The organism is Fibrobacter sp. UWB5 (assembly GCF_002210295.1).
GTDB lineage: Bacteria > Fibrobacterota > Fibrobacteria > Fibrobacterales > Fibrobacteraceae > Fibrobacter.
This window is the reverse complement of sequence record NZ_MWQH01000001.1, coordinates 557,422-570,999: the sequence shown is the minus strand read 5'-3', so window position 1 is coordinate 570,999 and position 13,578 is coordinate 557,422. Positions and strand designations below refer to the sequence as shown.

Annotated in this window: 11 protein-coding genes; 5 read left to right on the top strand and 6 right to left on the bottom strand. The window is 53.4% G+C overall.

What is annotated here, in order from left to right; all coding sequences use genetic code 11:
* Nucleotides 1-23 precede the first annotated feature (23 nt).
* The gene (locus tag B7989_RS02405) at nt 24-1,529 is read left to right on the top strand and encodes a radical SAM protein (protein WP_088627016.1); all 1,506 of its coding nucleotides are present in this window, start codon (nt 24-26) and stop codon (nt 1,527-1,529) included.
* A 244-nt stretch (nt 1,530-1,773) separates the two neighbouring features.
* Here B7989_RS02405 and B7989_RS02400 read toward each other — a convergent pair whose 3' ends face one another.
* Together B7989_RS02400 and argB are read right to left on the bottom strand one after the other, a co-directional pair.
* Entirely contained in the window at nt 1,774-2,982 is a 1,209-nt protein-coding gene (locus tag B7989_RS02400; protein ID WP_088627015.1) for an aspartate aminotransferase family protein, read from the bottom strand.
* On the bottom strand, nt 2,963-3,754 hold the full coding sequence (gene argB, locus B7989_RS02395; RefSeq protein ID WP_088627014.1) for an acetylglutamate kinase: 792 nt from the start codon (nt 3,752-3,754) through the stop codon (nt 2,963-2,965). The genes B7989_RS02400 and argB overlap by 20 nt, the downstream gene beginning before the upstream one ends.
* A 275-nt stretch (nt 3,755-4,029) precedes the next feature.
* On the opposite strand from argB, the gene B7989_RS02390 reads away from it, so the two are divergent.
* Nucleotides 4,030-4,227, top strand: a complete 198-nt coding sequence (locus B7989_RS02390) for a ferredoxin (RefSeq protein WP_072801269.1) — start codon at nt 4,030-4,032, stop codon at nt 4,225-4,227.
* A gap of 206 nt (nt 4,228-4,433) precedes the next feature.
* On the opposite strand, the gene B7989_RS02385 is transcribed toward B7989_RS02390, so the two are convergent.
* The 3 genes from B7989_RS02385 to B7989_RS02375 all read right to left on the bottom strand — a co-directional run bounded on the left by B7989_RS02385 (nt 4,434) and on the right by B7989_RS02375 (nt 9,434).
* On the bottom strand, nt 4,434-5,855 hold the full coding sequence (locus B7989_RS02385; protein ID WP_088627013.1) for a LamG domain-containing protein: 1,422 nt from the start codon (nt 5,853-5,855) through the stop codon (nt 4,434-4,436).
* Complete coding sequence (locus B7989_RS02380) at nt 5,855-6,697, bottom strand: TIGR02147 family protein (RefSeq protein WP_088627012.1); 843 nt, start codon at nt 6,695-6,697, stop codon at nt 5,855-5,857. The genes B7989_RS02385 and B7989_RS02380 overlap by 1 nt, the downstream gene beginning before the upstream one ends.
* Nucleotides 6,698-7,034: 337 nt before the next feature.
* Complete coding sequence (locus tag B7989_RS02375; RefSeq protein WP_088627011.1) at nt 7,035-9,434, bottom strand: Tex family protein; 2,400 nt, start codon at nt 9,432-9,434, stop codon at nt 7,035-7,037.
* A 303-nt stretch (nt 9,435-9,737) separates the two neighbouring features.
* Between B7989_RS02375 and queF the strand changes: the two genes are divergently transcribed.
* Complete coding sequence (gene queF / locus B7989_RS02370) at nt 9,738-10,214, top strand: preQ(1) synthase (RefSeq protein WP_088627010.1); 477 nt, start codon at nt 9,738-9,740, stop codon at nt 10,212-10,214.
* Between the two features lie 15 nt (nt 10,215-10,229).
* A complete protein-coding gene (locus tag B7989_RS02365) occupies nt 10,230-10,940 on the top strand; it encodes a queuosine precursor transporter (RefSeq protein WP_088627009.1) in 711 nt (236 codons plus the stop codon).
* Between the two features lie 57 nt (nt 10,941-10,997).
* Here B7989_RS02365 and sstT read toward each other — a convergent pair whose 3' ends face one another.
* Nucleotides 10,998-12,299 (bottom strand): serine/threonine transporter SstT, encoded by a 1,302-nt coding sequence (gene sstT, locus B7989_RS02360; RefSeq protein WP_088627008.1) that lies wholly within the window; start codon nt 12,297-12,299, stop codon nt 10,998-11,000.
* Between the two features lie 144 nt (nt 12,300-12,443).
* On the opposite strand from sstT, the gene B7989_RS02355 reads away from it, so the two are divergent.
* Nucleotides 12,444-13,577, top strand: a complete 1,134-nt coding sequence (locus tag B7989_RS02355) for a glycosyltransferase (RefSeq protein WP_088627349.1) — start codon at nt 12,444-12,446, stop codon at nt 13,575-13,577.
* Nucleotide 13,578: the final 1 nt, after the last annotated feature.

Genomic DNA, 13,578 nt, shown 5'->3' with positions numbered 1-13,578 from the left:
AATTATGTATTTTGCCATTGCTTATGCGCATTACTTTTTTAAATCCCCCGTTTCATCCGATGTTCAGTCGCGAGTCGCGCAGTCCGTGCGTGACCAAGTCCTCTACCCTTTACTGGCCCATGTTTTTGAGCTACGCCGCCGGCACAGTCGAAGCCGACGGTAATGAGATTCAGCTCATCGATAGCCCGGCCATGGAACTCGACCTCGCGCAGACTCTGGATGGTATCAAGAAGTTTGACCCCGAGCTCGTGGTTTGCAGCACGAGCACTCCGAGTATTCTGAACGACCTGAAGGTGGTGCACGCCATTAAAGAAGCGCTTCCGAAAACGAAGATCGCAATCATGGGTACGCACGCTACCGCCGAGCCGCTCGAATCTATGGAAATGGAACCGAGCCTCGACTTCGTGATTATCGGCGAGGCGGACTACACCGCCAGGAATCTCGCCCGCTACCTGCGCGGCGACATCAAGGATATTTCTAGCATCGCTGGCCTCGCCTTCCGCAAGGCCGACGGCACGGTAGATTTTCAGCCCGAAGGTCCGAAGATTGAAAACCTCGACGAAATCCCCTGGGTGTCCAAAGTTTACCGCAAGTACCTGTACAGTTGCTACAAGAAGTATTTCTACGGTGCGAACCTGAACCCGCTGATCGTGATTCTCTCGGGACGCGGTTGTCCAAACCGCTGCAGCTACTGCGTGATTCCGCAGACGCTGAACGGCCACAAGTTCCGTCGCCGCTCTCCGAAAGATGTGGTGGACGAACTGCAGTATATCAAGGAAAACTTTGACGACCTCGGCGAAGTGTTCTTTGAAGACGACACGTTTACCGCAAGCCACGAACACGTGCGCGAAATTTGCAACTTGATTCTGGAACGCGGCCTCAAGATTACTTGGAGCTGCAACGCCCGCGCCGATGTGCCGCTCGACTTGCTCAAGCTCATGAAAAAGGCCGGCGGCCGCGAAATGTGCGTGGGCTTCGAAAGCGCTTCGCCTGTGGTTCTCGAAAACATCCACAAGGGTGTCAAGAACACCGACAAGGCAATCGAATTCACCAAGAACGCCCGCAAGGCAGGCCTGCTGGTGCACGGCTGCTTTATGGTCGGTAACCCGGGCGACACGCCGGAAACGCTCCGCATGACGCTTGACTACGCCAAGAAGTTGAACCCGAATACGGCTCAGTTCTACCCCATTATGGCATACCCCGGCACCGAGGCCTACAAGGAAGCTCTCGCTAGCGGCGCATTGCAGACAAAGGATTACAACCAGTGGCTGGACAAGGACGGTTTCCACCGCACCACCATCCAGCGCGGCGAACTCACCAGCCAGGCTTTGGTCGACTTCTGCGACAAGGCCCGCCGTGAATTCTACCTGCGTCCGAGCTATATTCTGCGTCAGGGCATCATGGCGATCAAGAACCCGCGCGAACGCTACCGCGTGATGCGTGGATTCGGCACCCTCGTGAAGCACCTCTTCCGCAAGCACGGACAGCTCGCCCCCGTCGCCCGCCAAGCCCCGACGGTGAAAGAATAAGCGATTCAGCTAACAATTAAGAAAGCCGCAGTTCATCACTGCGGCTTTTCATTTATTCAATCTTTTTTTAGCAAACCAATTTTTAGGAGAAGCGAGCAGAGCGAGGTCCTTACCTATGTTTTGTATCAGAAACTAGTTTCTGACAAAACATGGTAACGACATCCTTCGGCGATTGGTTGGACTAGCCAACCTCCTGCGCTAAAGCGCAGAGCCTCAGTAGCCGCAACACGAAGCTATGCGACGCTTATCGTGAAAAATATACAGCGGCGAATGCCTTGCCCAATTTTTCGAGGGCTTCGTCCACTTCGGCGGCGCTCACGTTCAGCGGCGGGAGCATACGCAGCACGTTACCCTTGGCGCTCAGCACCATGAGCTTTTCGGCGCGGGCGGCAGCGATGATGTTGCCCACCGGCATGGATTCATCGAGGGCCACACCGAGAATCAAACCTTCACCGCGGATTTCCTTGGCAAAGCTGTACTTCTCCACGAGGGCAGCCAAACCCGCCTTAATCTGGGCGGAACGTTCAGCGACATTCTTGAGGAGGCCCGGAATCTGCTTCACGACAGCGAGACCTGCGGCGCAGGCAATCGGGTTGCCGCCGAAAGTCGTGCCGTGGTCGCCGGCCTTAAGCTGGTCGGCAATCTTCTGGCGCAGGAGCACCGCACCGAGCGGGAGACCGCCACCGATGCCCTTCGCGAGCGTTACGAGGTCCGGATTCAGGCCATACTTTTCGAAACCGCAGAAGGTTCCAAGCCTGCCTACGCCTGCCTGCACTTCATCAACGATCACAAGGCAGCCGTATTCCTTCTGCAAGCTGTTGATGGTCGCCACCATTTCGGCAGAGAGCGTCATCACGCCGCCTTCGGCCGCGAGACTTTCGAGCATAATCGCGCAAGTGTCCTTGTTGACTTCAGCCTTGAGGGCTTCGCAGTCGTTCCATGTCACATGCACGAAGTCACCCGGCATAGAGCCGAAGCCTTCGCGGATAGCCGGCTGACCCGTTGCAGAAAGCGCGGCATACGTCCTTCCGTGGAAGCTGTTCACGAAGGTGATAATCTTCTGCCTGTTCTTTTCGCCCTTCCGGTCGAAGTACTTACGCGCGAACTTGATAGCGCCTTCGTTGGCTTCGGTACCGGAGTTGCAGAAAAAGGCCTTGTCGAACTTGGTGATTTCAAGGAGTGCCTTGCCGAGTTCGATCTGCGGGTAGTTCGGGTAAAGGTTGCTGATGTGGTTGAAGTGGTTCATCTGTTCCACCACCGCATCCTTAATTGCCTGGTTCTGGTGACCGAGCGCGTTCACGGCGATGCCTGCCACAAAGTCCAGGTACTTGTTGCCCTGGTCGTCGTAGAGGTAAGAGCCTTCGCCCTTCACAAAGTTGATGTCTGCCTTGCCGTAGAGCGGCGCGATAATTTGTTTGTCCTGTTCGAGCAGGTTAGCGCAAGATTGTGCCATAGTTTAAATCTCCATTAATTTGTTTGCCAAAGTGTTCCGCGTCCTTCCAACCCACGATGTGGATGCTCTTGAGTCCTCGTCGGATAGACTTGAAACTCTCGCGGACTTTGGGAATCATACCGCCGGAGATGACGCCAGCTTCAATCAGCTTTTCGGCGTCCGCTTCGCTCAGTTCGGGAATTACATTCTTGTTTTCGTCCATCACGCCCGGCACGTCGCTCACCAGCACGAACTGGTCGGCCTCGAGCGCCACAGCCAGTTCGCTTGCAGCCGTGTCGGCATTCACGTTCCAGCTCACGCCGTTACCGTTAGCGTCAGGACCAATAGAAATCGGGCTCACCACGGGAACAAACCCCGCACCCCAGAGCGCGGTCACAATGCCCGGGTTCACCTTCTTGATTTCGCCCACCAGGCCAAGGTCCACCTTGCCCTGTTTCTTTTCGACCTGGAACAGATTCGCGTCTACGCCCGAAATACCGACTGCACCGCAACCGTTGTTCAGGAGCATGCGCACGAGCTTCTTGTTCACGTGACCGGAGAGGGTCATCTCGACCATCTTCATGATGCCGGGGGTCGTGACTCGGAGGCCGTCGATGAATGTCGGTTGTTCCTTGAGCAAGGCAATGTTTTCGTTGATGTCCTTGCCACCGCCGTGAACCACGGCCACCTGACAGCCATTACCGGGGAGGGTAGAGACTGCCGACACAAAATCAGCGAGCTTGGCTTCGTCGATTGCCAGGCTGCCACCAATTTTTACAACCACTTTTTTCATCTTTCGGTGAATTCCTCTCGTGAATTTTGATAGACGTTAAAAATACGACCCCAAATGTAGAAAAGAAAAAATATAGGGATCACACGAATTCGATTTTGCTAACGCAAAATCCTATAGAAAAATCGTTAGATTTTAGTCCAAAGGACTTAACTCAACTAAAAAAAACAAGTTTTTTAAGTTTCGTATATCAAATCCGTGTGGCTTTTAAAAATAAACTTGCGAAAATTTTATATATTTAAATCATAATTCAAACCTAAGACACAAAGAGGTATATTATGGCAATCACGAAAGTTTGGCTGGACGAATCCAGTGACGAATGCGTCTCCTGCGGCGCTTGCGAAGCTACTTGCGACGCAGTGTTCGAAGTTCCTGAAAAGATGAAGGTCAAGGAAGGCGTTGACTATTCCGCTTACGAAAGCGAAATCAAGGACGCTGCTGACAGCTGCCCGGCCGGCGTGATTAAGTACGAGTAATCATTAGGGGCGCTAGGCGTCCGTAGTGCCGAGGTGAGTATCGCCTAAGTTACTTAAAAACTTTTAAAGCCTTGTCTTCGGACAAGGCCTTTTTTTATTTCTAGGAAAGCCGTAAAAGGAGGTCTCCCCGTTCCGAGGATTGTGGGCACATAAGCAATAAATTGCAAGTGCCCACTAACCGGTCTAAGGCCGGGAAGACATTCGGGCTATTTTGCGTATTTTTCGTATTCGGCTTTGACCCATTCAGCGGAGCGGGCGACCGATTCAATCTTGACTTCGTCGATGGCGCCATTCCAAGTGTCGTTCGGCACTTCGGAACCACCAATACGGAACGGCAGCGGGGCTGCAACTTCCTTGGGCGTAAACGGGACACCGGCCTTGTTGCTCACGAGTTCGCCGTTAATGTAGAAGTACAGTTTGCCACCTTCGTTAACGAGCACCAGCAGCGACCATTCATTCATAGGCAGCGTGCCACCACGTTCGACATTGCCCTTGGCAAGCCATGCATAGCCATAGCCCGACAAGTCCATGCCATCGCCCACGGCAACAAAGGAACTCGTCATAAATTCATACTGCAGCTGGAACCTGGACAATCCGGTCATCCAGTCTTCACGTTCTGCAAAGAGGAGCTGGTAAATGCCATCGCCACGGTAACCGCTCCACTTGGTCCATGCGCTCATGGTAAAGTCACCTGCACAGGGGTCAATATCACCCACTTCGACGAACTGACCGACCTTGAGCAGAATGCCCTTGCCCGACACACCTTCCACGTAGTTCACGGAATCGGCGACCGAGCCGTCATTGTTATAGACCTTAGCTACGCTATCGGAGCCATCCATGTGGAGGTTCAAGGATATCGCAAGTTCTTCCGTGGTATCGACAGCGGTAGTATCTTTTGCAGTGGTGTCAGGCACCACCGGTTCCGGCGTAGCGGTATCCTGCGGAACAGAAATACCATCGGGCACATTCACCATAATGCCACCGTAAGCGGCGCCACTATAGTAGTGGTAATCCGAAATCGTGAGCCAGCCCTCGTTCTTGTTTTCGAGAGACGGAATCTTGAGCGTGTCGCCCGCGACAGCCGTCATGAAGTTTAAACGGGCCTGCGACTGATCGCTTTCCACATACACCAGCGAGATTTCGCCCACGGGCATCGCGTCGAATGCAAACGAACCATCGGACTTGACGGCCGCGACATCGCTACGGCCCACAATGCGCATGTAGCCGGACTTGGCCTTGGCGACGCGACTTTCAAGTCTGCGCGGGTGACCCACCATCACAAGGGCATCGCCACCTTTCTGAATGCGGGAAAGGCCGGATTCAGAACCGTTTTCGGCATAAATCACCACAGAGCGCGTGCTGTCAAACTTCAAGCTGAAAATGCCGTTGTTGTCGGCTTCCACCACCACGGAATCTTCGATGGAGGTCTTATCCCAGTTGTCGTAATAAGCCACCACGCGGGCGCGGGCCACAGGCTGGTTCGCCTCGGTCACCACAATGCCCTGCGCAACGGAGTTACCAATATCAGTCACGCCACCGGCAACATTCTCTGTCTTGGAGCAGGAACTCAGACCAATAGCAAAAATGGCTAAAGCCACACCAGAGGCATATTTGAACAAAGTATCCATTATTTTGCCTCCTTTTCAATCTTCTTACTCATCGGGAACGCCACAAGCATCATCTCGTAAACTCGCTCCACATTGGGATCGTTCGCCGCCTTCGCAATAATCTTCTTGCGGGCGTCTTCAAGAACTTCAACAGCGTAATTATAAGAACTTTCGCTCATGGCCAAGGTGGTGAACGCGGCAAAACGTTCGTTCTTGGGCATGGATTCCACGGCACCGATGGCGTGCTGAATATATTCGCGGCGGATCTGGCGCAAAGAAATCGGCGGAATCTCGGCGGCATCGAGCATTTGCGAAGTCTCTTCGTAATGGTCGCCCACCTTCTTGATCAAATTCCATTCCAGAAGTTTCTTGACAGCGTCGCGGGCCTCTTCGGTCGTGATCTGCGGAGTGAGCATGCGGGCCAGCACCATGTAGTCGTCGTGCCAGTCGGCGTTCACCGCCATTTCGCGGACCACCGGATAGTACCACTTGCTAAAGTAGGCCTGTTCACGAGTAGTCACGTGTGTAAATTCGATTTGTTTGCGGATCTGGACAATCTGTTCCCAGGCGTTTTCGCGCTCGTTAACCTGCTGGGCCTGGTTGTACTGCACCAGGGCCTCGAAATACGCCTTCTGCAACGGTTCGAAATCCATCGCCTTCGCGATTTTTTCGATAGACTTTGGCGTGAGGTTAAAGCGCCCGCGGATGACGTTCAGGCAGTAAGACGAACTGCTGAAACCCGCCTTCGCCGCGAAGAATCGGTGCGAAAAGACGGCCCGCATTTTTTTCTGTTCCTCAAAGTAGTCTTGCAGGAACTTGCGGAAGTCGTCGTAATCAAACAGATGTTCTAGCGCAATACACATAACCCTAAAATAAATAATTTTTACACACCAGGCAATAGCCCGAGAAAATTTTTACACGCCCTCAACGACTCTTAAGGGGCATATTTTGATGTTCGTCACACAACCGAGACGAATCGTGCCGCAAAGGAAATCATAAGAAAAGTTTACACATGTCAAAAGGGGAAAGCCTCCCCCTAACTCTAGCCAGGCTTTCGCCGTGTCTATCGTTACCCTCTCTAACGGGGGACACCCCCCCGTAACGCCCCCCATATAAGAAACGCTTGCAATGAGAAATGCAAGCGTTTTGGAAAGCCGTAAAAGGAGATGGCGGCTCGGAGGCCGCCATGACAATTAGGAACTACATGCCTTTTTTAAAGTTCTTCAGAAGGGCGCTCATCTTGCCGGGCATGGCGTTCGTCTTCTTCGGAGCTGCACCCGGGCGGTCCTTGCCGGCGATTTTTGCCTTGAGGTCCGCAAGCGTTGCATGGCCCTGGATGCCGCCCTGCGGGCGGGCATTGCCGCGACCATCGCGGCCGTGGCCACCGAATCCGCCGCGGTTACCGCCTGCGCGCTGGCCACGCGGGCCATTAGCGCCGGCACCGGCAACGCCGTCGGTAGATTCCTGCTTCATCGAAAGGCTAATGCGCTTCTGACCCACATCGACTGCGACCACGCGCACCTTCACGATATCGCCCACGGTCAAAACCGTCTTGGCGTCTTCTACGAACTTGTCGCTGATTTCAGAAACATGCACGAGGCCGTCCTGGTGAACGCCAATGTCCACGAAGGCACCAAAGTTTGCCACGTTGGTCACGACACCTTCCATCCAGCTACCCGTAATCAGGTCCTGAATGGTGCGGATCTTGTCGTCGAATTTGGCATAGCGGAATTCCTTACGCGGGTCACGGCTCGGCTTCTGGAGTTCCTTCATGATGTCGTCCAAAGTAGCCTTACCCACTTCGTCAGAGAGGAATTCTTCGAGGTTGATCGCCTTCACGGCTTCGGCGTTACCCACCATGTCCTTCACAGAAACGCCGGCCTTTTCGGCCATCTTTTCTACAAGGGCGTAGTTTTCGGGGTGAACGGCAGAATCATCCAGCGGGTTTTCGGCACCCGGAATGCGCATAAAGCCTGCGGCCTGTTCAAAGGCCTTCGGACCGAAGCCCTTCACATTCTTCAAAGCTTCGCGGCTAGCGTAAGCACCGTTTTCTTCGCGGTACTTCACGATGGCTTCGGACAAAGTATTGCTGAGGCCTGCCACATGAGAAAGCAGCGGAGCAGAAGCGCTGTTCACGTCGACGCCGACCATGTTCACGCAGCTTTCCACCACTTCGTCCAGGCGCTTCTTGAGTTCGCGCTGGTTCACGTCGTGCTGGTACTGGCCAACGCCAATAGACTGCGGGTCCACCTTTACAAGTTCGGCAAGCGGGTCCTGCAAGCGGCGGCCAATCGAAATGGCGCCACGAGTCGTCACATCTTCCTTCGGGAATTCCTGGATAGCAATCATGCTTGCGCTGTACACAGATGCACCTGCTTCAGAAACGATCACGCGCGGCGGAACCTTGCCCTTGAACTTGGCGGACATTTCGGCGCAGAAGGCATCCGTTTCGCGGCTAGCGGTACCGTTACCGATTGCAATCAAGTCAATCTTGTACTTGTCGATAAGGCCCATCAGGTACACGGCGGCACCGGCCTTGTCGTTCCACGGTTCATGGGGCTTGATAATGCCGTGATCCATGAACTTGCCGTTTTCGTCGAGCACAGCCACCTTGCAACCCGTACGGAAACCCGGGTCGAGAGCGAGCACAGCCTTGTGGCCGGCCGGAGCGGCGAGCAAAACGTCCTGCAGGTTCTTGCTGAACACCTTGAAAGCTTCTTCTTCGGCGGCGTCCTTGAGCATCAGGCGCACTTCGCTTTCCATACTCGGCTGGAGCAGGCGTTCCCAGGCATCCTGGCACATGGCTTCCAGATACGGAGTCCAAGTGGTGTTGCCCTTGATAATCTGCTGCTTGAGGTAGCCGATCATTTCTTCGTTCGGCACTTCGATAGAAAGGCGGAGCACCTTTTCCTTTTCGCCGCGGCGGAGAGCCAGCATACGGTGGCTCGGGATCTTGGACACCTGTTCGCTGTAGTCGTAGTAATCCTTGAACTTGGTTTCCTGGCCTTCGAAGTCCTTCTTGACCTTGGAAATCATGACACCGGTCTTTTCCATCTTGTTACGCAGGTACTGACGGAATTCGGTGTTGTCGGCCACTTCTTCGGCCAAAATGTCGGCGGCACCCTTGAGGGCAGCCTTCGGGTCGGCAAGGCCCTTTTCTTCGGACAGGTAAATCAGGGCAATCTGTTCTGCGGTGTTGCCGGTTTCTTCCTGTGCCCACATCAGGCGGGCCAAAGGTTCGAGGCCCAGTTCCTTGGCGGCCGTGGCGCGGGTGCGCTTCTTGGGCTTGTAAGGGGCGTAAATATCTTCGAGGAGAGTCTTATCTTTACAGGCTTCGATCTGTGCCTTGAGTTCGGGCGTGAGCTTGCCCTGTTCTTCGATGCTCTTGAGAATCGTTTCTTTACGGTCTACCAGTTCTTGCAGGTAGTCGCGACGGTGGCTGATGTCGCGCAGTTCAATTTCGTTCAGTGTACCCGTCTGGTCTTTACGGTAACGGGCGATAAAGGGGATGGTACCACCCTGGTCCATCAGTTCGAGCGCCTTGGCGACGCGCCATACTTCAAGGTTAAGCTCTTCGGCAATAATTGCAGAAAAATCCATAATATGTAGTTTCCGTTATATATTTCGGTTTGAGGGTCTTAAAGCCCTAAGTTCAACCCAGCACCGCAGTGCGAGGTACCCCGGGAATTTTCCAAAGGTAAGGGGAATATAGATAATTCCGATGACAGCTGAGTGTCAAAACAGCCCCATTCTCTGTAAGTTTATTGTAGCGAAATTGTTAACTCACGGAGTCTCAACAACTTACGCTCAACCCAACAACCCTTTGGAATATTGGATAATTTTCTATCTTTGGGTCGGTCAGTTCGAAACCCATCCTGACTTTAAACAAAACTAGGAGACTTTATGCGTTCAGAATCTGAACTCGAAGGCGTCACGTTGCTCGGCAACAACAAGACGCAATACAAGACCACCTACAGTCCCGAAGTCCTTGAAAAGTTCCCGAACAAGCATCCGGGTAACGACTACATGGTCACCTTCAACTGCCCGGAATTTACGAGCCTTTGCCCGAAAACCGGCCAGCCGGACTTTGCCGAAATCAAGATCAACTACATTCCGGACCAGTATCTGGTAGAATCCAAGTCCTTAAAGCTTTACATGTTCTCGTTCCGCAATCACGGAGACTTTCACGAAGACTGCGTGAACATCATCATGAAGGACTTGGTCAAGCTGCTTGACCCCAAGTACATCGAAGTCGAAGGCATCTTTATGCCCCGCGGCGGTATTTCGCTTTACCCGTTTGCCAACTACGGCAAACCGGGTACCGAATTCGAAGCGCTCGCCAAGAGCCGCCTGTTCACCGCAATCGACAGAAGACACTAAACCCTGGGGGAAATCATGCAGAACGAAATCATCCTTATCGCCTCTATCTTTGTATTCTTCGGCGGCCTCGTCGCCTTTTTCCGCTTCTTCGGCAAGCAGGGCATTTTCGCCTGGACGGTGATTTGCACCATTGCCGCCAACATCGAAGTCCTGATTCTGGTGCACGCCTTCGGGCTCGACACCACGCTCGGCAACGTGATTTTCGCCTCGACATTCCTCGCCACCGATATCATGAGTGAAATTTACGGCAAGAAAGAAGCAAGCCGCTGCGTTAAAATCGGCATTCTCGCCAACGTGACCTTCATTCTGATTTCGCAGAGCTGGTTCCTGTACATTCCGGCTGCCGGCGACACCATGGCAGAACCGATCCGCACCGTGTTCGCCAACACCCCCCGCGTGATGCTAGCCAGCCTGTTCGCCTACGCCATTTGCGAAATGTTCGACGTGTGGGCCTACCATGCCTGGTGGAAATGGACCGAAAACAAGTTCGGCGAAAAGAAGAGCTTCTTGTGGCTGCGTAACAACGGCTCGACGCTCATTAGCCAGCTGATCAACGTAGTCGTGTTCAACCTGTTGGCCTTCGCCGGCGTGTTCCCGTGGAATACGATTGGCGAAATCCTGGTCTTCGGTTACGGAATCTTTATCGTGACATCGCTGATGGACACCCCGTTCGTGTACCTCGCACGCCGCATTTCCGAAAAGCACCCGGAATTGCTGAAAGACTAATTATAAAGAATATCGAAAATCTCAATACAAGAATCGCGCCCCAACAGGCGCGATTTTTTATGCATCATGTTCTTCGGTTTCGTGATCCTCAGATTCATGTTCTTCGGCCTTATGCTCGTGGAACAATTCCTTGGGCAAGGGCTTGCCCTGCTTACGCCAGGCGGCGTATTCGGCTGTCGCCGTGAAGATGGCATCCGTCGTTGAGTTCAGGGCCGTTTCCATACTGTCTTGAATCACGCCGATGATAAAGCCGATCGCCACCACCTGCATGGCAATGTCGGTCGAAATGCCGAAGGGAGCGCATGCCAGAGGAATCAAGAGGAGCGAACCGCCCGCCACACCGCTAGTACCGCAGGCGCCAATGGTTGCAAGCAAGCAAACGATCAAAGTCGAGGTTAATGTGACCGGCACTCCGAGGGTATGCACCGTAGCAAGCGCCATCACCGTAATGGTAATCGCCGCGCCGCTCATATTGATGGTAGCACCCAGCGGAATAGACACAGAATAAAATTCGCGGTCGAGCCCGAGCCTTTTACAAAGCGCCATGTTCACGGGAATGTTCGCGGCGGAACTGCGGGTAAAGAAGGCCGTAACGGCACTGCTCTTGAGGCACTTGAGCACCAGCGGATACGGGTCATGCCGCAACACAAGTCCTACAAGAGCCGGCACCACAACAAGCATCACGAAAAGCATGGTTCCCACCAGAACCAGAATGAGCGAACCATAAGTCTTGAAAATTCCGATTCCGTTCGTAGAAACCGAGGTATACATAATACCCATGATACCGAGCGGGGCCAAATTGATAATCCAGCGAACCACCATCGAAACCGCATTCGACACATCCTGCAGCACGGTAAACGTCACCGGACTTGCAATCTTCTTGATAGCAAAACCCATAAAGGCAGCCCAAACCAGAATACCGATATAGTTCGCATCGGAAATAGACGCAAACGGATTCGACACCGCATTCACCAACAAATTATGCAAGATTTCGTAAATATCGGTCGGCACGGTCGAAACGTCGGCCGACACATTCAACTCTAGATTCTGCGGGAACATGATGCTCGACCCCACGGCGACAAAGGACGCTAGCAGCGTACCCACCAGGTATAGGGCAACCACGCGGACAAAACGACGGTCCAAGCGGGACTTGCCATTGGCAAGGGAACAGATAATCAAAATGAACACCAGTACCGGCGCCACGGCCTTAAGCGCGCCTACAAAGAGCACGCCGAATTCGGAAATCCATTTTTGCGACGGCAGAAACACGCCCAAGAGCGCACCCACCACAATCGAAATTGCGATGCGGAGCACCAAGTTCGCACTATTATATTTATTGACCAATGCGTTTAATTTCATGGCAGGCCTCCACTTTCCTGTGTGTAATATAAATATAATTTTGCGGTTTTTGGAACAAAAACGAAAGGTGCGCAAAAAAACAAGGCCATTTTGGCGGGCGTCATTTTCCAAAGCCGCCCCGATGAACTAAATTTTGCGCGGAAAATGTTTTTTACGGTGCTCACATACCTGGTCATCGGCCTTTTGGCTGTGTTCGGACTATTCTATATAGTCTTGGAGGCGCGGTTCTTCCGTGCGCTGGGTTCGGTGCGCGTGGGGAACTCCGACGTGGAGCCCGCCCCCAAGGTGAGCATCTTGATTGCCGCGCGCAATGAGGCGGCCGGCATACGCGAGACCTTGGACTCGGTTTTGGCCCAGGACTACCGTGGCGAATGGGACGTCTGGGTGGCCGATGACCGAAGTGACGACGAAACTCCGGCTATTTTGGCCGAATATGCTGCCAAGAACCCCAGACTGCACGTTTTGACGATCAAAGAGATTCCGGAAGGGGTCAGCCCGAAAAAGCATGCGCTTTCGCTGCTGATCGAGGCATGCGAAGGCGAAATTCTGTGCCTGACCGACGCCGACTGCCTGGTAAAGCCCACCTGGGTCACGGGCATTACGGCCGAATTCGAACCGGGCATTGAACTGGTGGCCGGACATTCCTACATTCCCACAATCCCCGGTAAGTCAAGCGTGCTCATTTGCATGCAGGCTATCGAGACGCTAATCTACCGCGTCGCAGGCACCGCGGGCCTCGCCATGCGACTCCCGCTCACGAGCACCGGTAACAACCTCGCCTACCGCAAGAGCTTCTTCAAAAGCGTGCACGGGTTCGACAACGTCATCAAGATCCAGAGCGGCGACGACGACCTGCTAATGCAAAAACTGGCTGCCGACCGCCCCTGGGCCATGCGATACTGCATCGCCGAAAGCACCTTCGTGACCACCAACGGCAAAGAAACCTTGAAGGAGCTCTGGGAGCAACGCAAGCGCTGGGCGTCGAAGACTATCTATTATACACCGAAAATCGTATTTGTACTCAGCATGGTATTCCTGTTCCTGACCATGCAGTGTATAGCGGCGGTACTTTCGCCGTTCAGTTTCGAGATTTTTATCGCGACAATTATCGCATTTGTCGCCAAATGTGTTGGTGATTTGGTTTTAATTCTTCGCGGGCTTAGGATCTTTAGGCAGGAACACCTTTTAAAATGGTGCATTCCTGTTGAATTTATCCACGCCCCCTTTACCGTGCTGGCCGTGCTTTTTGGCCTGTTCGGACGATTCAAATGGAAATAAT